Annotated in this window: 22 protein-coding genes; 16 read left to right on the top strand and 6 right to left on the bottom strand. The window is 65.8% G+C overall.

Going from position 1 to position 21,703, the window contains the following annotated elements; translation table 11 throughout:
* Nucleotides 1–27: 27 nt before the first annotated feature.
* Genes H9532_RS08330 through ureC form a run of 3 tightly spaced genes read left to right on the top strand, consistent with a single transcriptional unit; the run spans nt 28 to nt 2,408 of the window.
* Complete coding sequence (locus H9532_RS08330; protein WP_296367286.1) at nt 28–330, top strand: urease subunit gamma; 303 nt, start codon at nt 28–30, stop codon at nt 328–330.
* 22 nt (nt 331–352) lie between these two features.
* Entirely contained in the window at nt 353–670 is a 318-nt protein-coding gene (locus tag H9532_RS08325; protein WP_296367284.1) for an urease subunit beta, read from the top strand.
* A 25-nt stretch (nt 671–695) separates the two neighbouring features.
* A complete protein-coding gene (gene ureC / locus H9532_RS08320) occupies nt 696–2,408 on the top strand; it encodes an urease subunit alpha (RefSeq protein WP_296367280.1) in 1,713 nt (570 codons plus the stop codon).
* Here the strand turns inward: ureC and H9532_RS08315 are convergent.
* Nucleotides 2,393–2,791 (bottom strand): PilZ domain-containing protein, encoded by a 399-nt coding sequence (locus tag H9532_RS08315; protein ID WP_296367278.1) that lies wholly within the window; start codon nt 2,789–2,791, stop codon nt 2,393–2,395. The two genes, ureC and H9532_RS08315, sit on opposite strands and share 16 nt — an antisense overlap.
* A gap of 112 nt (nt 2,792–2,903) precedes the next feature.
* Between H9532_RS08315 and H9532_RS08310 the strand changes: the two genes are divergently transcribed.
* From H9532_RS08310 to H9532_RS08290, 5 genes are all read left to right on the top strand, one after another.
* The gene (locus H9532_RS08310; protein WP_296367276.1) at nt 2,904–4,343 is read left to right on the top strand and encodes a circularly permuted type 2 ATP-grasp protein; all 1,440 of its coding nucleotides are present in this window, start codon (nt 2,904–2,906) and stop codon (nt 4,341–4,343) included.
* Nucleotides 4,337–5,374, top strand: coding sequence for an alpha-E domain-containing protein (locus tag H9532_RS08305; RefSeq protein ID WP_296367274.1), 1,038 nt, complete (start codon nt 4,337–4,339; stop codon nt 5,372–5,374). The genes H9532_RS08310 and H9532_RS08305 overlap by 7 nt, the downstream gene beginning before the upstream one ends.
* Nucleotides 5,359–6,228 carry a transglutaminase family protein gene (locus H9532_RS08300; protein WP_296367272.1) on the top strand — a complete coding sequence of 290 codons (870 nt, stop codon included), beginning with the start codon at nt 5,359–5,361 and terminating at the stop codon, nt 6,226–6,228. Before H9532_RS08305 ends, H9532_RS08300 begins: the two co-directional genes overlap by 16 nt.
* Nucleotides 6,229–6,286: 58 nt before the next feature.
* Nucleotides 6,287–8,332 carry a transglutaminase family protein gene (locus H9532_RS08295; protein ID WP_296367270.1) on the top strand — a complete coding sequence of 682 codons (2,046 nt, stop codon included), beginning with the start codon at nt 6,287–6,289 and terminating at the stop codon, nt 8,330–8,332.
* 137 nt (nt 8,333–8,469) lie between these two features.
* Nucleotides 8,470–8,673 carry a hypothetical protein gene (locus tag H9532_RS08290; protein WP_296367268.1) on the top strand — a complete coding sequence of 68 codons (204 nt, stop codon included), beginning with the start codon at nt 8,470–8,472 and terminating at the stop codon, nt 8,671–8,673.
* A gap of 9 nt (nt 8,674–8,682) precedes the next feature.
* Here the strand turns inward: H9532_RS08290 and H9532_RS08285 are convergent, their stop codons facing one another.
* The gene (locus H9532_RS08285; protein WP_296367461.1) at nt 8,683–9,159 is read right to left on the bottom strand and encodes a redox protein; all 477 of its coding nucleotides are present in this window, start codon (nt 9,157–9,159) and stop codon (nt 8,683–8,685) included.
* Between the two features lie 234 nt (nt 9,160–9,393).
* Here H9532_RS08285 and H9532_RS08280 point away from each other — a divergent pair, with 234 nt between their 5' ends.
* The gene (locus tag H9532_RS08280; protein ID WP_296367266.1) at nt 9,394–9,768 is read left to right on the top strand and encodes a hypothetical protein; all 375 of its coding nucleotides are present in this window, start codon (nt 9,394–9,396) and stop codon (nt 9,766–9,768) included.
* Here the strand turns inward: H9532_RS08280 and cobA are convergent.
* The 4 genes from cobA to cynS form a co-directional block, all read right to left on the bottom strand.
* Nucleotides 9,755–10,555 (bottom strand): uroporphyrinogen-III C-methyltransferase, encoded by an 801-nt coding sequence (cobA, locus tag H9532_RS08275; RefSeq protein ID WP_296367264.1) that lies wholly within the window; start codon nt 10,553–10,555, stop codon nt 9,755–9,757. The genes H9532_RS08280 and cobA overlap by 14 nt on opposite strands.
* Entirely contained in the window at nt 10,552–11,949 is a 1,398-nt protein-coding gene (locus H9532_RS08270; protein ID WP_296367262.1) for a CbiX/SirB N-terminal domain-containing protein, read from the bottom strand. Before H9532_RS08270 ends, cobA begins: the two co-directional genes overlap by 4 nt.
* A gap of 54 nt (nt 11,950–12,003) precedes the next feature.
* Nucleotides 12,004–13,518: a ferredoxin--nitrite reductase gene (locus H9532_RS08265; RefSeq protein ID WP_296367260.1), complete on the bottom strand. Its 1,515-nt coding sequence runs from the start codon at nt 13,516–13,518 to the stop codon at nt 12,004–12,006.
* A gap of 103 nt (nt 13,519–13,621) precedes the next feature.
* Nucleotides 13,622–14,068, bottom strand: a complete 447-nt coding sequence (gene cynS, locus H9532_RS08260) for a cyanase (RefSeq protein WP_296367258.1) — start codon at nt 14,066–14,068, stop codon at nt 13,622–13,624.
* Between the two features lie 150 nt (nt 14,069–14,218).
* Between cynS and H9532_RS08255 the strand changes: the two genes are divergently transcribed.
* The 7 genes from H9532_RS08255 (at nt 14,219) to H9532_RS08225 (ending at nt 21,697) form a co-directional block, all read left to right on the top strand.
* Nucleotides 14,219–15,298 (top strand): anthranilate phosphoribosyltransferase family protein, encoded by a 1,080-nt coding sequence (locus tag H9532_RS08255; RefSeq protein WP_296367256.1) that lies wholly within the window; start codon nt 14,219–14,221, stop codon nt 15,296–15,298.
* Between the two features lie 6 nt (nt 15,299–15,304).
* Nucleotides 15,305–15,832 carry a nitrate reductase associated protein gene (locus H9532_RS08250; protein WP_296367254.1) on the top strand — a complete coding sequence of 176 codons (528 nt, stop codon included), beginning with the start codon at nt 15,305–15,307 and terminating at the stop codon, nt 15,830–15,832.
* Nucleotides 15,833–16,010: 178 nt separating this feature from the next.
* Nucleotides 16,011–17,315, top strand: a complete 1,305-nt coding sequence (locus tag H9532_RS08245; RefSeq protein ID WP_296367252.1) for a CmpA/NrtA family ABC transporter substrate-binding protein — start codon at nt 16,011–16,013, stop codon at nt 17,313–17,315.
* 118 nt (nt 17,316–17,433) lie between these two features.
* Nucleotides 17,434–18,276, top strand: a complete 843-nt coding sequence (gene ntrB / locus H9532_RS08240) for a nitrate ABC transporter permease (protein WP_296367251.1) — start codon at nt 17,434–17,436, stop codon at nt 18,274–18,276.
* A gap of 2 nt (nt 18,277–18,278) precedes the next feature.
* A complete protein-coding gene (locus H9532_RS08235) occupies nt 18,279–20,285 on the top strand; it encodes a nitrate ABC transporter ATP-binding protein (RefSeq protein WP_296367249.1) in 2,007 nt (668 codons plus the stop codon).
* 13 nt (nt 20,286–20,298) lie between these two features.
* Nucleotides 20,299–21,126 (top strand): nitrate ABC transporter ATP-binding protein, encoded by an 828-nt coding sequence (locus H9532_RS08230; RefSeq protein ID WP_296367246.1) that lies wholly within the window; start codon nt 20,299–20,301, stop codon nt 21,124–21,126.
* Nucleotides 21,113–21,697 (top strand): helix-turn-helix domain-containing protein, encoded by a 585-nt coding sequence (locus H9532_RS08225; RefSeq protein ID WP_296367243.1) that lies wholly within the window; start codon nt 21,113–21,115, stop codon nt 21,695–21,697. The genes H9532_RS08230 and H9532_RS08225 overlap by 14 nt, the downstream gene beginning before the upstream one ends.
* Nucleotides 21,698–21,703 lie beyond the last annotated feature (6 nt).

Genomic DNA, 21,703 nt, shown 5'->3' with positions numbered 1-21,703 from the left:
GTTTTGCGCTCCAGCTGCTCCCTCGCCATGCACCTGACCCCTCAGGAGAAGGACAAGCTCCTGATCGTGACCGCGGCCCTGCTGGCGGAACGGCGCCTCAACCGCGGCCTCAAGCTCAACCACCCGGAAGCGGTGGCCTGGCTCAGTTTTCAAGTGTTGGAAGGGGCCCGCGATGGCAAAAGCGTGGCCGAGCTGATGCAGGAAGGCACCACCTGGCTCAGCCGCGAGCAGGTGATGGAGGGCATCCCCGAGCTGGTGCATGAGGTGCAGATCGAAGCGGTGTTTCCCGATGGCACCAAGCTCGTGACCCTCCACGACCCGATTCGCTGACCACCCACGCCGCACCATCCCCATGGCACCGCTCATCCCCGGCGAACTGATCCCCGAACCCGGCGAGCTCGAACTCAACGCTGGCCGGCCCGTCACCACCGTGCTGGTGGCCAACACCGGCGATCGCCCAGTGCAGGTGGGATCCCATTTCCACTTCTTTGAAGTGAATGCAGCACTGGAGTTCAACCGTGAAGCCGCCCGCGGCCTGCGGCTGGATATCCCCGCCGGCACAGCCGTGCGCTTTGAGCCCGGCGACAGCCGCGAGGTGCAGCTGGTTCCCTTCGCCGGCAACCGGCGCATCTTCGGATTCAACGGCCTGGTGAACGGCCCCCTCGACTGACCAACCGCCCCACCACCCGCCAGCCATGCCTTACCGGATCTCCCGCCGCGCCTACGCCGAGACCTACGGCCCCACCACAGGCGATCGCCTGCGGCTGGCCGACACCGAGCTGATCCTGGAGGTGGAGAAGGACTTCACCGTTTACGGCGATGAGGTGAAGTTCGGCGGCGGCAAGGTGATCCGCGACGGGATGGGTCAGGCCCAGACCACCCGCGCCGACGGCGCGGTGGACACGGTGATCACCAATGCCCTGATCCTCGATTGGTGGGGGATCGTGAAGGCCGACATCGGCCTACGCGACGGCCGCATCGTGGCGATCGGCAAAGCCGGCAACCCCGACACCCAAGCCGGTGTGGACATCGTGGTGGGCCCGGGCACTGAGGCGATCGCCGGCGAGGGCCACATCCTCACCGCCGGTGCCATCGACACCCACATCCACTTCATCTGCCCCCAGCAGGTGGAAACCGCCCTGGCCAGCGGGGTGACCACGATGCTCGGCGGCGGCACCGGCCCAGCCACCGGCTCCAACGCCACCACCTGCACCCCCGGCGCCTTCCACATGGCGCGGATGCTGCAGGCCGCCGAAGGGCTGCCAATGAACCTCGGCTTCTTCGGCAAGGGCAACGCCAGCACCCCTGAAGCGCTCGAAGAGCAGATCCGCGCCGGCGCCATCACCCTCAAGCTCCACGAAGACTGGGGCACCACACCCGCGGCGATCGACTGCTGCCTGTCGGTGGCGGATCGCTTCGACATCCAGGTGGCGATCCACTCCGACACCCTCAACGAAGCCGGGTTCGTGGAAGACACGATCCGCGCCATCGGCGGCCGCACGATCCACACCTTCCACACCGAAGGGGCCGGCGGCGGCCATGCGCCCGACATCATCCGGATCTGCGGGGAAGCCAATGTGCTGCCCAGCTCCACCAACCCCACGCGCCCCTACACCCGCAACACGCTCGAGGAACACCTCGACATGCTGATGGTGTGCCACCACCTCGATCCACGCATCCCGGAAGACGTGGCCTTCGCCGAATCGCGGATCCGCCGCGAAACCATCGCCGCCGAAGACATCCTTCACGACATCGGCGCCTTCTCGCTGATCGCCAGCGATTCCCAGGCCATGGGCCGGGTGGGCGAGGTGATCACCCGCACCTTCCAAACCGCCCACAAGATGAAGGTGCAGCGCGGCGTCCTACCGGGCGACTCAGAACGCAACGACAACACCCGCCTCAAGCGCTACATCGCCAAGGTGACGATCAACCCGGCGATCGTGCACGGCATCGATCACCAGGTGGGCTCAGTTGAAGTGGGCAAGCTGGCGGATCTGGTGCTGTGGAAGCCCGGGTTCTTCGGGGTGAAGCCCGAGATGGTGATCAAGGGCGGCTCGATCGTGTGGGCCCAGATGGGTGATGCCAACGCCTCGATCCCCACCCCCGGCCCGGTGCACGGCCGGCCAATGTTCGCCGCCTTCGGCAAGGCGCTCGCCCCGAGCTGCCTCACCTTCGTGAGCCAGGCCGCCCTCGACGACGACGTGCCCCGCCGCCTCGGCCTGGAGCGGCTGTGCGTGCCGGTGCAGAACACCCGCGGCGGCATCAACAAGGCCTCGATGAAAAACAACACCGCCCTGCCCAAGGTGGAGGTGGACCCGCAGACCTACGAGGTGTTCGCCGACGGCGAGCTGCTCACCTGCGAGCCAGCTGAGGTGCTGCCGATGGCCCAGCGCTATTTCCTGCTCTGAACCAGGGGCGGCACCAGCGGTAGGGGCTGATCGAGCTGCACGCCGATCACCTGCAAGGCCCCCAGGCCATCGGCAGCAGCACTCCAGCGCAGGGTGGCCGCCAGCCGCACCCGGCCGAAGCCGGGATGGTTGCTCACATCCAGCAACAACGGCACCCGCGGCGGCAAGGCAGCGCTGGCCGAGAGCAGCAGCGCTAGGCCGCCATGGCTGATGTCGAGGATGTCGGCACTGAACCAGGCTCCGGGAGCCTGACCGGATGGCACCGCTCGCAGCTGGACCGGCAACACACTGCCCACCTCCAGCCGCTGCTCGCGGCGGCGATTGAGCGCCTGGCCCGCCTGATCCCAGAGGGGTTGATCCAGCGGTGGGAAGGGGCTGGCCATAGCCCAAACGCTAGGGGGGCCTGCCGGAGCCGGGCAACCCTGCACTTCCGTAGCAACAGCCACCTGAGGGGGGCCGACAGCTCTGCATGATCACGCCACCGCAGGCTCGGCGATGTTCACCGACTACCGGCCCAGCAAGGGCTACGACGAATATTTCAGCGCCAGCGAAGAGCCCCGCAGCGCGCTGCAGCCACTGCTCTCCTCCTTGGGCGCTCTGGGGCTAGAGCAGCTCAACCGCAACCACGCTGCGGCCGGCATGCTGCTGAAGCGGCTGGGGGCCACCTTCCGCCTCAACGATTCCGGCAAGCGCGGCGGCGAGCGCATCCTTCCCTTTGATCCGCTGCCCCGCCTGATCGGCGCCAGCGATTGGGACCTGCTGCAGCGCGGCCTGATCCAGCGACTCGAAGCGATCGATCTGTTCCTGGCGGATGTGTATGGCGATCAGGCCATCCTTCGCGATGGGGTGATCCCCCGCGAAGACGTGGAGACCTCCCAGGGCTGGCGGCCGCAGCTGCGCGGCTTCCGGCCACCGCTGGGCAAGTGGTGCCAGATCTCCGGCCTCGATCTGATCCGCGATGGCCTGGGCACTTGGCGCGTGCTGGAAGACAACCTGCGCTGCCCCTCAGGCGTGGCCTACTTCCTCGAGAACCGGCGCGTGATGAAGCGCATGTTCCCGAGCCTGTTCAGCGGCCGCACCGTGCAGCCGATCGACAGCTATCCCTCCCAGCTCCTGCAAACCCTGCGGGATCTGGCCCCCTGGACCGAAGCGCCGCGGGTGGTGCTGCTCACACCGGGGGTGTTCAACAGCGCCTACTTCGAGCACAGCTACCTCGCCCAGCAAATGGGCATCTCCCTGGTGGAAGGCCGCGATCTGGCTTGCCAGGACGGGCGGGTCTGGATGCGCACCACCCAGGGCCTCGAGCCGGTGGATGTGATCTACCGCCGCATCGACGATGACTTCCTCGATCCGGCCGTGTTCCGCGCCGATTCGATGCTCGGGGTGCGGGGCCTGATGGAGGTGTACGCCCAGGGCCGAGTGGCGATTGCCAACGCACCCGGCACCGGCGTGGCCGACGACAAGCTCATCTACGCCTATGTGCCCGAGATGGTGCGGTACTACCTGGGCGAAGAGCCGATCATCGAGAACGTGCCCACCTATCTCTGCTCACGGCCCGACGATCAGGCCTACGTGCTGGCCCACCTGAACGAGCTGGTGGTGAAGGCGGTATCCGAAGCGGGTGGCTACGGCATGCTCATCGGCCCCCATGCCAGCCAGGCCGAGATCCTCGAGTTCGCCGAGAAGATCAAAGCTGACCCGCGCAATTTCATCGCTCAGCCCACGCTTGAGCTCTCCACGGTGCCCTCTCTCAGCGAGGGAGAGCTCTACCCCTGCCACGTGGATCTGCGGCCCTATGTGCTGCGAGGCAAGGACGCCTGGGTCACTCCGGGCGGCCTCACCCGCGTGGCCCTCAAGCGGGGGTCACTGGTGGTGAATTCGTCGCAGGGCGGCGGCTGCAAAGACACTTGGATCGTGGAGGAAAGCGCATGCTGAGCCGCGTTGCTGATTCGCTCTACTGGATCAATCGCTATGTGGAGCGCGCCGAGAACCTCTCGCGCTTCGTTGAGGTGAGCGAAGCCATGGCGCTCGACTGCCCCCCGGGCAGCGCCGAGCCCTGGCAACCGCTGATCGACGCCAGCGGTGATCGCGAACTGTTCGACCAGCTCTACCCAGGCGGTGGCCCCGACCAGGTGGTGGAGTTTCTGGTGAAAGCTGAGGCCAACCCCAGCAGCATCGTGAACTGCATCGCCCTGGCGCGCGAGAACGCGCGTCAGATCCGCGATGTGATCACCACGGAGATGTGGGAGCAGATCAACGATCTGTATTGGACCCTGCTGGAGAGCGACAGCTTCTGGCACCAGCCACCCCAGGAGCAGCTCCGGGAGATCCGCCGCGGCTGCCAACTCTTCTATGGCATCACCGATGCCACCTTGAGCCGCGATCTGTCCTGGCAGTTCAGTCGCCTGGGCCGGCTGATCGAACGCGCCGACAAGACGACGCGGATCCTTGACGTGAAGTATTTCCTGCTGCTCCCCAGCCCCGAAGAGGTGGGCGGCGTGCTCGATGAACTGCAGTGGATCTCCCTGCTGCGCACGGCGGGGGCCTATCAGATGTTCCGCCAATCGCAGCAGGGGGTGATCACCCCGCGGGCCGTGGCGGCCTTCCTGCTTCTGGATCCCAGCTTCCCCCGCTCGGTGCGCTACTGCCTCGATCGCATCCACGAAACCCTGCAGGTGGTGGCGGCCAGCCCGGTGCCCGGCAACCCCGATGCACTCGAGTGCCTCAGCGGCCTCACCCGCGCCCGCTGGAGCTACACGGGGATCGATGAGCTGATCGCCGGCGGGCTGCACGAAGCGATCGACGCGCTTCAGCAAGATCTCAATAACCTTCATGAGCTGATCCACGCGCGCTACTTCGTGTTGCCGAGCCTGGCCGCAGCAGAAGAGCCAGCTGCTGTTCCCCCAGCGCAGGCTTCCGTCTCCGTTACCGCCACCAGTCACGACCTGGCATGCGCGCCCGCCTGATCCATCGGTTCGAGTACCGCTACACCAAACCCGTGCTGCTGGGGCCGCATCGCTTCTGCCTGCGGCCACGGCCCCACGGATTTCAGCGGTTGATCGACTACCGCCTGGAGGTCTCACCCGACCCCAGCCAGCTCTATGAGCTGATGGCCGCCGGTGGCGACACGATCACCCGCGCCCGCTTCCTGGGGGAGACCGATCGGCTCACGGTGATCGCCACCAGCGAGGTGGAGACCTTCAGTCCGCCCCTGCTGGAGGCCTGCCTCGATGAGCAGATGGCGCAGCTACCGGTGCAGATCGGCAAGCTCAACCCCGATCTGCTCAGCAACCTGCAGGGCTGGCTGCCCAATGGCCAGCACGATGGTGCCGCCGTGGATGTGGCCCAGGAAGCGCTGATGGGCAGCGATGGCCGCAGCCTCAACTTCCTGCAACAGCTGGTGGAGGTGATCCAAGACCGGGTGAAGTACACCCAACGCCACGTGGGCCCCGCCTGGCCCGCTGGCCGCACCCTGAAGGAGCGGGTTGGATCCTGCCGCGATCTGGCGATGCTGATGATCGAGTGCTGCCGCAGCGTGGGCCTGCCCGCCCGCTTCGTGAGCGGCTACCACCTGGTGGAGCCCAAACCCGAGCGCTACGACCTGCACGCCTGGGCAGAGGTGTATCTGCAGGGGGCCGGCTGGCGCGGCTTTGACCCCAGCGGCAAAGGTGCCGTGGACGACCGCTACATCCCGGTGGCCACGTCGTCGCGCTCCGATCTCACCGCTGCAGTGAGCGGCACCTTCTCCGGCCCCCCCGGGGTGGAGAGCGAGCTGGAGTGGGAGATCAGCGCCGAGATCCTCAGTTCCGCATTGCTGTAGCCGTTGGTGCTGCCGGATCGGCGCAGGCGCGCGAGGACAGCATCAACAACAGCTAGCCGTGTCCACCGTCACCCACGTCCCTGAGCTGAATGCGGCCACGGCTGCTGCAGTTGAAGCGCGGCTACAACAAGCCGGTATCGAGCTCACCATGGGCGGCGAGCCCACGCTGGTGCCCATCGATCCCCAGGGGGCTGAGTGGAGCGTGGCCGCCGATGGCCCCACCAAGCTCCGCTATGCCCGCCAACTAGCCGCGGAATTGCAGCGCCGCGCCTGGCCGGGCAGCACCCTTCTCTATTGCCCGGGCAAGCAATACGACGGCGAAGTCAACCCACGCTGGGCGCTGCGGCTGATCACAGGCCAGAACGGCCAACCGCTGGTGCCGATCACCCCCGCGGGCGACCACATCCCCAGCCCCGCCGAGCTGCAAACCCTGATCGAGGCCGTGGGCCGTGATCTGAGCTGCACCTTGGAGGCCCTGCCCCTGCGGGATCCGCTCCAAGACAACCGGCAGGTGTGGGCCATTCCGCTCAGCTGCCAAGACGGGCAGTGGCGTTCAGTGGACTGGCCACTGCAAGAGGAGCTGCGCGAGCTGAGCGGAGCCCCTGGCCCCGCCGGCCTGCGCCTGCCGCTCCAACACTTCCCCAGCGGCGAACTGCGCCAGGTGCTCACCCTCGAGCGTGATCCCCATGGCTGGGCCTTGTTTCTGCCACCCCTGGAGCGAGAGCCCCTGGAGGTGTTGCTGCAACGGCTCGCTGCCCACAGCCCCGGCTGGAAGGAGCCTGAGCTGAGCGGGGTGCTGCCCTGGGATGCCTACGCCCACTGGCAGGTGCTGGGCCTCACAGCCGATCCCGGCGTGCTCGAGGTGAACCTGCCGGTGTGCCACACCTGGCACGCGTACGCCAGCTGGATCCAGCTGCTGGAAGAGGCCGGCGCGGCGGTGGGCTTACGCAGCTGGAAGCAACAAGGTTCACGCGCGGAAGGCACCGGCGGCGGCAATCACCTACTGCTGGGCGGGCCCAGCCTGGAGGCGCACCCGTTCTTCGAGCGGCCGGCCTGGCTGGTGGGGCTGCTGCGCTACTGGCAACACCACCCCTGCCTGGCCTATCTGTTCAGCGGTCGCAGCGTGGGCCCCGCCTCCCAGGCGCCGCGGCCTGATGAGGGCAGCGCCAGCCGGCTGGATCTGGAGCTGGCCCACCGGGCCCTCGAGCAACTGCCGCCCGGTGACCAGCGCGTGGCCATCGGTGAAACCCTGCGCCACCTGCACGCCGACCGCAGTGGCAACACCCACCGCAGCGAGATCAGCCTCGACAAGTTCTGGAACCCCGCCTGGACCGCCGGCTGCCAAGGACTGCTGGAATTCCGCGCCCTGGAATCGCTGCCGGATCGCCGCTGGACCAACGCCGTGGCCCTGTTGTTTCGGGCGCTGGCGGTGCGGCAGCTCAACCCGGAGCACCGACCCAACGGGCTGCGGACCTGGGGCAACGACTTGCATGATCGAGCGATGTTGCCCAGCGCCCTCTGGGCGGATCTGGAGCAGGCACTGGCCGACCTGGCCGCCGATGGGCTGCCGCTGGATCCAGAACCACTGCGGGCCATCTGGCAGTGGCGCTTCCCGGAATTGCTGCATTGGCAAGCCGGAGAGGCGGAGCTCTGCATCCGCCAGGCGCTCGAACCGTGGCCGCTGCTGTGCGACACGCCGGTGGAGGGCGGCAGCACCAGCCGCTTTGTGGACAGCTCCCTGCGGCGCTTCGAGCTGATCGCCAACCCCGCTTTCCGTCGCAGCTACACGCTGGCCATCCAAGGGCGCCCCCTGGTCTGGCCCAGCGACCCAGAGCAACCCATCGCGGTGCGCTTCCGCCAGGAGGCCCTGTTCCCCTGCCTGCACCCGTGCCTGCCGGTGGATGTGCCCCTGCAGCTGGACGTGGTCGGGGCAGCGAACAACGAGCGGGTGGCGAGCTGGCAAATGTGGAATGAGTCCAGCGGTTTTGAGCTCCTCACCGAAGGCCGCGATACAGCCACAACGCCGACGCCACGCGCGCAGCACATCGCAGCGCCTCTACGCGGGGCTGGGAAGCACTGCAGCACAGTGGATCTACGCCTATGAATCCGTTGAAATCGAAAAGGAATCGGGTGCTGCTTTCAGCTTTTTTTCCCAAGCCTCAAGATTGATTGCGTGGGCAAAAACACACATGCCACCCCGCCTTCAGCAGACGTAGAAACAGATCAGTACGGAGCAGATCCATGGGCGGCCAGCTGCACCTTGTCGGGCTCACAGGCGATGGATGCCGGATTGCACGCGACGGCGCCGGCGGCTATGTGGTGAACCATGCCGAGGTGGAAGGCGCCTGGCAGCGGGTCGCCAATCTGCCCGCTGCCTATGCCGTTTGCGAGCGCTTTAACCAGCGCGATGTGGTGCCCCTGCCCCGCCGCCGCGAACAGGCCTGAGGCGGAGCCTTACCAGCTCACCCCATGCAGCTTGGGCAGCGGCGCTGTCTTGAAGGTGGTGGCAAACAGCCGCGGAATCAGGCGACTGTTGTACACGCGAAACTCGCGCACCACACTGGCACCCTCCTCACGAACGGCCTGATTCAGCACCACCGATCCATCCGGATCCGACACGGAGCGGTGGAAGGTGCCGGGCGGGATACGCAGGATGTCGCCGCCCGTTTCCAAGCGCACAATGTGGTACGGGTAATTCCAACCGAAGTTCACCAGATAGAAGGTGCGACCTCCATGCAAGGCGAGGAGGTTGTCTTCTTGGTGAGGGTGCAGATAAAACTGCCAGGCCCCGGTTTTCTCCTCATCAGGGGGGCTCACGGCCGGCCCCGAGTGGATCACCAGATCGCGGGCGTTCGACTCCGCGACCGTGATGTCGAAGAAACGCACCGCCGGGGTATCGCGGAACTTCTCATAAGGAATGAGCTCAAACATCGGAGCCCGTTCTGATGCGATGGGCTCGTGGGATCGACTTTCGCGATCGAGGGAGTCTTGCTGCAGGGGCAGAGCTGCCATGGCGAGGCAAGGGCGGAGGCGTTGGATTGGCCAATGAACCGCACAACCCGGCACTTAAAGGTTCGCAGCACTACGTAATCATTGTTTCCACAGACCAGTGCGTTAGGTGATTTTTGCGTTCGTAGCATTGGTTACGTGTTTGCATCGATGGTGATGACGGCTCCAGCGAGCAGCTGCACCCATCAGGCCTGGCGCTCTGGGGTGACCAGCGCCGCCTTCAGTGCACGCAAACAGCAAGCCCTCGTGGTGCTGTTGGCTCAACAGTTGATGGAGACACAGTTCCAACGCGCCGATCGCAGCGGCACTGATCGGCTCTGGCAGGAAGCGGCGGCCCTGGAGATCGATCCGGATCGGATCGTGCACCTGATGTACAGCGGCCTCGACGGCAGCGACCGCGGCAGCCTGATGGCGGCTGACGATGCCTGGATCCGCCTCAAAGCAAATGCACCCCAGCGCCGCTGGGGACTCCAACAACTGCACCGCCGCCGCCTCGCTCAGCGGCCGGCGACGGCCCTCAGCCCTGTTTGAGCGGAATCGGCATCTCCACAGCCGCCGGCTCTGGCGCGCAGCTCGCCACGCGCTGATTCACCACCTCGCCGATCACCACGATCGAGGGAGACGCCAGTTCGGCCTCGCGCACAGCCGCAGCCAATCCCTGGAGATCAGCAATCACTGCACGTTGGCCTCGCACCGTGCCCTGCTGCACCGCTGCGGCCGGCGTGGTGGCTGCCAACCCGCCGGCGATCAGCTCCTCACAGATGTGGGGCAGGTTGTGCAGCCCCATGTAGATCACCAGCCCATCGCTGCTGCGGGCCAGGGCCCGCCAATCCACGTTCGGGCGGCCCTTATCGATCTCTTCGTGGCCGGTCACGAAGGTGACGGAACTGCCGGCGCGGCGGTGCGTGACCGGAATGCCCACGTAGGCGGGCGCGGCAATACCGGCGGTCACGCCGGGCACCACCTCCACCGCCACACCGTGACACTCCAGATGAGCGGCTTCCTCGCCGCCGCGGCCAAACAGGAAAGGATCACCACCCTTGAGCCGCACCACACAGCGGTGGCGGCCCGCCAGGTCCACCAGCACCGCATTGGTGCTGGGTTGCGGCACGGAATGGTGGCCCCGGCGCTTGCCCACAAAGTGCTTCTCGGCTGCCTCCGGCACCAGAGCCAACACCTCGCGCGGCACGAGCGAGTCGTACACCAGGGCATCGCAACAGCTGAGCAGCCGATGGGCCTTCACGGTGAGCAGGTCGGGATCTCCGGGACCAGCTCCCACCAGATACACCTTGCCGGGGGCCTCAAGCGGAGGGCTCATGGCAGTGCCTCCAGCTGAGCGAGCAGAAATCTGTGCACGGTCGGCAAGGTCAGCAGCGGGGGAAGCACCTCAGCCGTTGCCGAGCATCCGCCCATGTTGAGGGATTCACTGAGCCGATTGGGGGCCAGGGTGAGGGGGGCCAGCACTGCCGGTGGTTGGGGCTGGGCCGCCAGGGCGGCCTGGGGATCGCTGTAGGCGGTGGCCACACCGGGGTGGCCGAGCACCGCCGCCAGATGGCTGAGGTAGCGAGCGCTCAAGGCACCCTGCAACGGGTGATGCAGCCACGCCAGCGGGCGATCACCAGCCCGCTCCGCCAACAGATCCGCGAGCAGGTGCTGCCATTGCGGCCAGGCCCCCAGGAAAGGCCGGCGCCGAACCACAACATCCCCCAACATTGCCGCTGCGGCGCGCTGCCGCCAATGGCGGGCGATGGCGGGCACATCGCTGCGGGCATGGTCGCCGGGCAACAGCAGTAACGGCACCAGGCTGATCGCCCCGGCCCGGCGCGCCGCCCACCAGAAGCGTTCATCCGCCTCAGGGGAGGTGGCCGTGAGGGCTTGCACCAAAACCGGCGCCGAACGGCTCTGTTCCAAGTCAGCCGCCAGCTGCTGCAACACCTCCGGAATCACACCGGCCTGACGGCCATGCACCACCAGCACTAACGGAGCGCGCTGCAGCCGGCGGCGCCAACGGTCCACCACGCTCGGCGCCAGGGTCTTGCCCTGCAGCTGGCGCAGCTGGCGCTGGCCATCAGGAAGCCGGGCCAAGAGATCCACCGCCTGGGCCGCGAGGCCGGGATCGAGATCCAGGCTCAGCTGCTGCAGCCCATCCGCCAAGGGCTGGAGCGGCCAGGCCGACAGACCGACAGCCAGTCCTTCCAAGGCGGCACGCCGCCAAGCCAGGGGCACCGGCGCTAACGCCAGCTCCAGCAGCAGCGCCGCATCCTGGGGTTGGCGCTGCCGACCCAATAGGGGAAGCAACCGCTGGGCATTGGCCTGGGCTGGATCGGCGGGATCTGCAGCCTCAAGCGCCATCCGCAGACGAGCAGCACCCCGTGGATCGCGGAACAAACCGATCAATTCCAGCCAGGGCGCCGTGGGCGGCTGAGCGAGCAGGGGCTCCACCCAGGCCTGTTGCACCTCAAGCGCACTGGCCATCGACGGCAACTCCCGCCGGGCCGCCTCCAGCAGCGCAGCGGGATCGCGGCCCACCGGGCCCCGCAACAACCGCTCCACACCGGCCCGGTTGAGCTGGCCCAGCAACGCTGCCAGCACATCAGCGGTGGCGCAGATCTCTCCCTGTTCGATCTGCTCGAGCCAGGGCTGCGCCGGCAGACGGCCACGCCGCAACAGCTGCAGGTGCTGCCAGCGATCTGTGGAGTCGCTCAGCTCCAAAAGCGCAGAGATCACTGTGGTCTCCACCCTGGCAGGTCTTGGTTCGGCAAGGCCTCAGGCCGCTGCGCGGCGCCGCGCCCCGAAGTGCTCCACCAGCAGCTCCTCGAGCACATCGGGCAGCAGGACCAGGGGCACGCCCTTGTCGTGCAGTTCGGCCAACTTGGGATCAGCACCCATGTCGCCCCCCAGGAAGATCTTCACCGCCTCCACCATCTGGCCCTCGTGGCGGGCCTTTGCGCCCATCAAGCCGATCTCCCCCATGTAGGGCTGACCGCAGGCATTGGGGCAACCGGTCCAGTGGCTGCGCACCGCATGGGGCAGCTCCAGGCGGCGCTCCAACTCCTCCACCACCGCCTGCGCCGTGGTTTTGGTGGGGATCAGGGCAAAGCTGCAATAGCGATTGCCCGTGCAGCTCACGGCCTCGGCCATCAGGGCGCCGGGCTCGGGCTGGAAGCGCTGCAGTAGAGGCTCAGCCAGCAGGGCCTCAACCCCCTCAGCGGGCACATTCACGATCAACACGTTCTGGGCTTCGGTGAAGCGCAATTCACCGCTGCCATGGCGGCGAGCCACCGCCGCCAGCTCCGCCATGGAGGCCGCATCAAGGCGACCCACCGGCACGCCCAGGCCCACCCAGTTCAGCCCCTCCTGCTTCTGAGGTTGCACCCCCAGGCCAGAGCGCGGGGAACGGTTCACATGGTGCTGGCCGCTGTGGGGAACAGCCTCTCCCCCCAGCGCCACCAGCTCTTCGAGCACCGCCTCGCGGTACCCCTCCAGGCCCAGCTCATCCACCAGATACATCAGGCGGCTCTTGTTGCGGGCCTGGCGATTGCCGCAGCGCTCAAAGTGGCGCAGGGTGGCCAGGCTGTAGTTGGCCAGCTGATCGGCACGCAGCCACAGCCCCAGGGGGATGGCCAGCTCATTGCGCTGGGCGGAGAAGAACCCCCCCACCATCACGGTGAAGCCGAGCTCACCGTTGTGATCGGCCGGCAGGAAGGCCAGGTCGTTGTGCAGCAGAAAGCTGTCGGGAGCACCACCCACGGCGATGTTGAACTTGCGGGGCAAGTTGCGGGGCGCATCGGCAGCCAGCAGGCGCTGCTGAATCGCCTCCACCAGGGGGCGTGTATCCACGATCTCCTCTGGATCGATGCCTGCCAGGGGGTTCCCGGTGATGTTGCGGGGGTTGTCGTGGCCAGACTGCTGGCTGGTGAGCCCCACAGCCTGCATCGCCTCCATCAGGGGCGCCATATCTTCCAGGAGCAAGCCGCGCAGCTGCAGGTTCTGGCGGGTGGTGATGTCGGCGGAGCCGTGCTCACCGCAGCGATCCACCGCGTCGGCCAGCACCTCGAGCTGATTGGCAGTGATGACGCCGTTCGGCAGCCGCAGCCGCACCATGAAGCGCCCTGGCGTCACCGGCCGGAAGAAGATCCCCAGCCACTTGAGGCGGATGGTGAGGGTGGCCTCATCGAGCTTGTCCCACCCCTGGGCCGCCAGATCGCCCAAGCGAGGCGCCAGCTCAAGGCCGCAAAGCTCAGCCTTGGCCTGCTCGATCTTGCTCAGGGTGGCGGCCATGGCGGCGTCCTGGTGTGGGAGGCCACAGGGTGCTCAACAGACAGGGACTGTCTGTGTCGCCGTCGCTACCAAACCAGTGTTCCTGGGCGTCAGGGCCGCGTGTTCACCACTTTTTGTAAGCCAGAAACTTGCCGCACATGGTCACCTTCACGCGATCGCCCGCGGGGTCAACCACTTTGTCGACATCCAAACTGAAGTCGATGGCACTCATGATGCCGTCGCCGAACTTCTCCTGGATCACATCTTTCAGGGCCATCCCATACACCTGAATGATTTCGTAGAAGCGGTAGATCAAGGGATCAGTGGGGATCACCGGATCCAGACAGCCCTTCGTGGGATAGGCCTGCAGCGCCTCGGCGATCGAGCCATCAAGGCCTAAGAGCGTGGCGAGCTGCTGGGCCTCCTGCGCTGAGGCCGTGGACTGTCCATAGAACAGCGACGCGATCCACACCTCATCGCGGCCCATGGCCGCCTCAAGATCCGCAAAGCTCAGGCCTTTGGCGCGCTTGGCCGCCATCAAGATGGCGGTGAGGGAGGAGGCCTGGGTCATGGCGGAGGCTGAGGAGCAACTGCGCCACCCTCCGCGGACGCAGCAGCGCCAGGAGCAACGCTTGCTACAGACCGAGAGTGCCTCGGCTACGCGGGGAGGGCCCCACAAGCCGTGATTCAGAATTGAGACTCGTTGTACACAGCGGGCTACATGGTGGCGACGCTCTCCGCAAAGCCAGGGTCCGCCGAGTCAGCCAGCGAGCTCCGCGCCCGCTTTCGCACCTATCTGGGCAAGGTGGGCAGCGGCGAGCACACCAGCAGCGGTCTGAGCCGAGAGGAAGCCGCCGAAGCGATGGAGCTGATGCTCGATGGCATCGCCACACCGGCCCAGATCGGCGCGTTTCTGATCGCCCATCGGATCCGCAGGCCTGAACCCCAGGAGCTCACGGGGATGCTGGATGTGTACCGGCAGCGTGGGCCGGTGCTCACCAGCCGCACACCCGCCCTTTGCTTCGGCATGCCCTTCGACGGGCGCAGCCGCACCGCACCGATCTACCCGCTCACCGCTCTGGTGTTGGCCGCGGCCAACATCCCGGTGCTGCTGCATGGCTCCGGCCGGATGCCGGTGAAATACGGCGTGACCAGCGCCGAACTGTTTGCCAGCCTTGGCCTGTCGCTCACCGGCCACAGCCTGGATTGGGTGCAATCGAGCCTGGATCGCTACAACCTGGCGCTGGTGCACCAGCCAGACCATTTCCCAGCCGCGGAACAGCTGATCCCGTATCGCGACGAGATCGGCAAACGGCCGCCCCTGGCCAGCCTGGAGTTGATGTGGACGGCCCACCACGGCGCGCATCTGCTGGTGAGTGGATTCGTGCATCCGCCCACCGAAACCCGGGCCTGGAAAGCCCTGCACCTCGCCGGTGAAACCAACCTGTTCACGGTGAAGGGCCTGGAAGGCAGCACCGACCTGCCCATCAGCCGCGCCTGTGTGACCGGCCGCGTGCAGCCGGATCGGGAGCCTGAGCGACTGGTGCTGCATCCCCGCGATCACGGTTGCTACGGCGCCGATCCCGCATGGCAGACCCTCGAGCATTGGAGCCAGCAGGCCCTGGCAGCCCTGGGCGGGCAGGGCCTGCTGGCGGATTCGCTGCGCTGGAACGCCGGCACTTACCTCTGGCAGGCCGGTATGTCCTCGAACCTGCAAGCCGGCGTGGAGCAGGCCGAAGCCTTGCTGCAAAGCGGCGCTGCCCTGCGGCAACTCGAGCAGATGCGACAGCTACTGAGTTGAGTGGTGATGCAGTCGCAACGGGATCAAGCCAGCCACTGCTTTGCCTTTGAGCAGGATTTCGTTGGCTCCTGGCGTTGCATTCCTCTGTGCGTACGCCGCAAGCTCGATCTGATCGGGCTCAAGCTCAAGCTCAGCCACTGGCTGGAGCTGAGCCAGGCTCAGCGGCAAGAGCTGGTGGACTGGCCGGATCAGACCAATACGCTGCAGGAACTGCGCGAACAACTGCTGGCATGGACGCGAACCCTGGCCGACGGCGAAGCCAAGCCCCTTCCGCTGGCCGTAGCTGAACCGTGGCAACGGCTAGAGCCAGTGCCGGATGAGGTGCAGCGGGCTGCAAGGCAACGGGAGGTGAGCCTGGGCAGCGATCAGTGGGCTGCGCTGGATGAACTAGAGCGCTTCGCCCTCTGCAAACTGGCGCGCCCAGGGCACGACCATCACAATCTCGGGGCCGCTTTTGCGGAGCTGCTGCCGCAACGCGCACCTTCCAATGGTTCGCCAGGGCACCAGAACGCAACGCAACCCGACATTTCGTAGCAACGGGCACCGGCGCACGTCGACCGCGCGTGATCTCTTAGATCCGTTGGTCAGCATTGGCGCCAACCTCGTTATTGCTTCCGGACGACTGCCGTTGTTGTGAGCGTCTTCTGGGTCACGGCTGCCACGCCGCCGCAGGCTTTTGGCGTCCGTTATTCCGCTCGCTTACCTAGCGCCCATGTCCAACCTGTCGCGCCGCAAATTTCTGATCACCGCCGCCGGCTCTGCGGCCGGTGCCATGTGGCTGGCCGCCTGTGGCAGCAACAAGAAAGCTCCAACCGCCAGCACGGCCACGGGCGCTGACGCCCCGGAAGTTCCTGGCGCCACCCTGGGCTTCATTGCCCTCACCGACGCTGCCCCGCTGATCATCGCGAAGGAGAAAGGCTTCTTCGCCAAGCACGGCATGCCCGACGTGAACGTGGTGAAGCAGACCTCCTGGGCCGTGACCCGCGACAACCTCGAGCTCGGCAGCGCCAAGGGCGGGATTGACGGCGCTCACATCCTCTCGCCCATGCCGCTGCTGCTCACCGCAGGCACGATCACCAAGAGCAAGCAGCCGCTGCCGATGTACACCCTGGCGCGGCTCAATCTGCAGGGCCAAGGCCTGTCGGTGTCGAAAGAGTTCCTGAGCGACAAGCTCACCATCGACAACAAAGCAGGCCTCAACAAGGCTGCTCAGCAAGCCAGCGGCAAGGGCAAGAAGTTCAAGGCGGCCGTGACCTTCCCCGGCGGCACACACGACCTGTGGATGCGCTACTGGCTGGCCGCCAACGGCATCAACCCGAACAAAGATGCAGACCTCGTGGTGGTTCCCCCGCCGCAGATGGTGGCCAACATGCAGACCGGAACCATGGACACCTTCTGCGTGGGTGAACCCTGGAACCAGCGCCTGGTGAACAAGAAACTGGGCTACACAGCGGCTGTGACCGGCGAGCTCTGGAAGTTCCACCCAGAGAAAGCCTTCTCCATGCGCGCCGACTGGGTGGATAAGAACCCCAAGGCCGCCAAGGCGCTGCTGATGGCCGTGCAGGAAGCCCAGATGTGGTGCGAAGACCCTGCCAACCTGAACGAGCTTTGCGAGATCACCTCGAAGGACAAGTATTTCAAGGCAAGCGTGGCTGACATCAAGCCCCGCCTGGCCGGCGATATCGACTACGGAGATGGTCGGGTGGTGAAGAACAGCCCCCTGAAGATGCGCTTCTGGAGCGAGAACGCCTCCTTCCCCTACAAGAGCCACGACAAGTGGTTCGTGACCGAGGACATGCGCTGGGGCTACCTACCGGCCAACACCGACATTGACGCCCTGGTGAATAAGGTGAACCGGGCCGACCTCTGGAAGGAAGCCGCCACCGCCATCGGCCAGCAAGCCGCCATCCCCGGCAGCGACTCCCGTGGCAAGGAAACCTTCTTCGACGGCGTGGTGTTCGACCCCGAGAACCCGAAGGCCTATCTCGACAGCCTCAAGATCAAAGCGATGAGCTGAGGCTCGCTGGGGAGCCTTCGGGCTCCCCGCCTCAGCCCATCAGTTGCCGCACATCACCACCTCAACGACCGTTCATGTAGCGGCCGCTGCAGATGCCCTGTCTTTTCTCACGTTCACGATGACCGCCCTCACCCCTGCGTCCCGTTCCAGACGGCCCGCCAAGTCGCGCCGCCTGCAACCGGCTCTGCGCAGCATGATGCCCTATCTGATCTGCATCGGCGGATTTCTGATCGCCTGGCAGATCCTCTCCATGGTGCTGGGGGTTGCACGGCTGCCGGGTCCGATCAATGTGATCGTGGAAACGTGGGATCCCTACATCAGCCAGCCATTCTTCGATGATGGCGGCACCAGCAAAGGGCTTGGCTGGCAGATCCTGATCTCGCTGCAGCGCGTGGCCATGGGTTATGGCCTTGCCGCGATTGTGGGCATCGCCATCGGCGGCGTTCTGGGCCTGCATCGCTTCATCGGCAAAGGCCTGGATCCTGTGATTCAGGTGCTGCGCACCGTGCCTCCGCTGGCTTGGTTCCCGATCTCCCTGATGGTTTTTCAGGACGCCAACACGTCGGCGATCTTCGTGATCTTCATCACCGCCATCTGGCCGATCATCATCAACACCGCAGTGGGTATCCGCGAAATCCCGCAGGACTACACCAACGTGGCGCGGGTGCTGCGTCTGCGCAAAGGTGCCTATATCCGCAACATCGTGATCCCGGCCACGGTGCCTTATGTGTTCACCGGTCTGCGGATCTCGGTGGGTCTGGCCTGGCTGGCGATCGTGGCGGCAGAAATGCTCAAAGCTGACGGCGGCATCGGCTACTTCATCTGGGACGCCTACAACGCCGGCGGCGATTCCAGCTCCAGCCAGATCATTCTGGCCATCGTCTATGTGGGCGTTGTGGGCCTGGCACTTGACCGGCTTGTGGCCTATGTAGGCAGCCGCGTCGCCAAGGGAGGCAACTGACGATGTCCATTGCCTTTCTCACGGTTGACGACGTCACTCAGGTTTTTCCCCTCGATGACGGCGGCCGTTATGTAGCCCTGAAGGACATCGACCTCAGCATCAGCGAAGGTGAATTCGTCTCACTGATCGGCCACTCAGGTTGCGGCAAATCCACCCTGCTCAACCTGATGGCTGGCCTCACCCAGGCCAGCAGCGGCGGCATCTTGATGGACGGACGCCAGGTGACCGACCCCGGCCCCGACCGGATGGTGGTGTTCCAGAACTATTCGCTGCTGCCCTGGCAGACCGTGCGCCAGAACATCGCCCTGGCGGTGAACAACGTGATGAGCGGTGCCAGCACCGCCGAACAACGCGAGCGGATTGAGCAGAGCATTCAGCTGGTGGGCCTCGGCCATGCAGCCGATAAGTTCCCCGGTGAACTCTCCGGCGGCATGAAGCAACGGGTGGCCATCGCCCGCGCCCTGGCCATCCGCCCGAAGCTGCTGCTGCTCGATGAACCCTTCGGGGCCCTCGATGCCCTCACCCGCGGCAATCTGCAGCAGCAGCTGATGCAGATCTGTCAGCAGGCCGGCGTCACCACCGTGATGGTGACCCACGACGTGGATGAAGCGCTGCTGCTCTCTGATCGGGTGGTGTGCCTCACCAACGGACCGGAGGCCGGCATCGGCCAGATCCTGCAGGTGCCGTTGCCCCGGCCCCGTGAGCGGTTGGAGGTGATGAATCACCCGGACTACTACCACCTGCGCAGCGAACTGATCGGGTTCCTGCAACAGCAGCGCCGCCTCAAACAGCGCAAGCAGCGCATCACCCCGGTGGTGCCGGTGGCGACGCCCGAGTTGGAAACCGTGCGGCTTGGCTATCTCCCGGGTCTCGATATTGCCCCCCTGGCGGTGGCGATGGAGCGCGGTTTCCTCAGCGATCACGGGATCGAGCTCAAGCCCGTGGCCTTCGATCGCTGGCAGAGCCTCGAAGAGGAGCTGCGCAAAGGCGAGCTGGATGTGGCGATCACCTCCGCCACCACCCCGCTGGCCCTCACCCTGGGCATCGATGGCCAGCCCGCCTGGCCGGCGATCACGCCGATGACGGTGACCCGCAGTGGCAATGCCCTCTGCCTGGCACGGCGCTTCAGCGATCTGGGCATCCACAACCTCAGTAGCCTGGCTGAGCGCCTCAAGGGCCGGGAGTGGCCGCTACGCCTTGCGGTCGCCCAGAAGGGCAACATGCAGGAGCTGCTCCTGCGCCACTGGCTGGCCAGCGGCGGCATCGATCCCGATCGCGAGGTGGAATTGCTGGCGCTGTCGCCGATGGCGATGGAAGCCACGCTCCGGGCGGGCGAGATCGATGGTTTCATCGCCGGTCGCTACCGGGTGGCCAAGGCGGTGGAAGCCGGCCTCACCTCCGTGCTCGCCACCGACCTCGACATCTGGGGCGGCCATCCGGAAAAGGTGCTCACCTGCCATGAAGACTGGGCGCTCAACCACCAGGAAGCCCTGCTCAATCTCTGCGCTGGCCTGATGCGCGGCGGTCAGCTCTGCGAAGATCCGGCTGAGCACGATGGGTTGGTGTCACTGCTGGGAGCTCCCCAGTGGTTGGGCAATGGCTCCGCTCTGGCGCTTCAGCGCCAGTTCGATCTGGGGACGGATGAACCGAGCGGCGTTCGGCTTCCCCTGAATCGCTTCCACAGCGATCGCGCCCATCTGGCCAACGCCGCCGAAGGCAGCTGGATCCTCACCCAGTTCAGCCGTTGGGGCTGGAGCGCTTTCCCCTCCAACCGCCTCGAGCTGCTCAGCCAGGTGTATCGGAGCGACCTGTGCAGCCGTGCTCTGGAACGCGCCGGTTTTGCCGACCTGCGGCCGGAGCGTCAGCCCTTCGCCTTGGCGGATGGCGTGGCCTTCGACCAGGACAACCCTCTCGATTACCTGAATCAGCTGCCCTTCAGCCGAGCCACGGCCCTGGAATCCATTCCATTGCCCTCCGGCGCCAGCTCCCGTTCGATCGCTGCCCACTGAGATGACCAGTGCCATGACCCGTGCACCCCTCAGCACAACCACCGAGGCGCGTAAGCAGGCCTACCTCACATTCAACAATGTGGGGCAAGTGTTCAACACCCAGCGAGGCCCCTTTGAGGCACTCAAGGAGATCAACCTGGAGGTCGCCCAGGGTGAATTCATCTGCGTGATCGGCCACTCCGGCTGCGGTAAATCCACGCTGCTCAACATGGTGTCCGGCTTCCTGCAGCCGAGCAGCGGCAGCGTGACCCTGAACGACGTACCGATTGATCGGCCCGGCCCCGATCGGATGGTGGTGTTTCAGAACTACTCGCTGCTGCCCTGGAAAACAGTGGAGCAGAACGTTGATCTGGCGGTGAAAGCCGCTCGCCCTGAGCTGGATGCTGCCGCCCGCGCCAAAACCGTGGAGCACCACCTGGAGATGGTGGGCCTGATGGAGGCTCGCCAGAAGCGGCCTGCACAGATTTCCGGCGGCATGCGTCAGCGGGTGGCCATTGCCCGAGCCCTGGCCGTTCGGCCTGAAGTGCTGGTGCTCGATGAACCCTTCGGCGCCCTTGATGCGATCACCAAGGAAGAGCTTCAGGAGGAACTGCTCGCCATCTGGCGCGAGCACAAACCCACCGTATTGATGATCACCCACGACATCGATGAGGCCCTCTTCCTCTCCGATCGGATCGTGATGATGACCAACGGCCCCTCCGCCACCATCGGCGAAATCATGGATGTTCCGTTTGAACGCCCGCGCCGTTTCGAAACCATCCAAGACGATCCGCGCTACGGGCAGCTGCGCAACCACGCCCTCGACTTCCTCTATCGCCGTTATGCCCATGACGACGACTGAAGCCGATGCGACGCTCTCGATTCGTGCGGGCAACACGTTGTTGCTCGATGCACGCCTCCTCGAGCGCAACCAGTGCCTCACGGTGCACTCCGGCTTGGTGAGGGTGTCTGCCTCCAGGCCGGAGCAGGAAGCCCTCACAGCTGAGCCGGTCACCCTTGGTTTTCTTCAGGCCGGTGATCAGCTGCCCCTCGATCTGCTGCGCACCACCCGCTTGCATCTGGAGGCCCTCCAGACCGCTCAGCTGATTGAGGGCTGCCCAGCGGAACCGGCCGTCGGCAGCAACAACCTGCACGAGTGGACGCTATCGCTGCTGCTGTTGCGGAACCTCAACGACGCGGAGCAGCGGATCGGCGCCCTGCTGCAGTTGTTGGTGGAGCGACTCGGGCGGCGCAATGGCGCCTGGTACGAATTGCCGCTGCGCCTCACCCACGCCGAACTGGCCGATCTCAGCGGCCATACCCGGGTCACGGTGACCAAACAGCTCTCCAAATTGCGCAATCTGGGCTTGATCGAACAGGACGTGGGCCCCCAGCGGACCCTGCGCATTGCGCCGGAGCTGCTAGAGGGCTGAACCCAG

It is taken from the genome of Vulcanococcus sp. Clear-D1 (genome assembly GCF_014654725.1).
Lineage (GTDB): Bacteria > Cyanobacteriota > Cyanobacteriia > PCC-6307 > Cyanobiaceae > Vulcanococcus.
The sequence above is the reverse complement of the archived record's forward strand: the minus strand, read 5'-3'. Positions and strand labels throughout refer to the sequence as shown.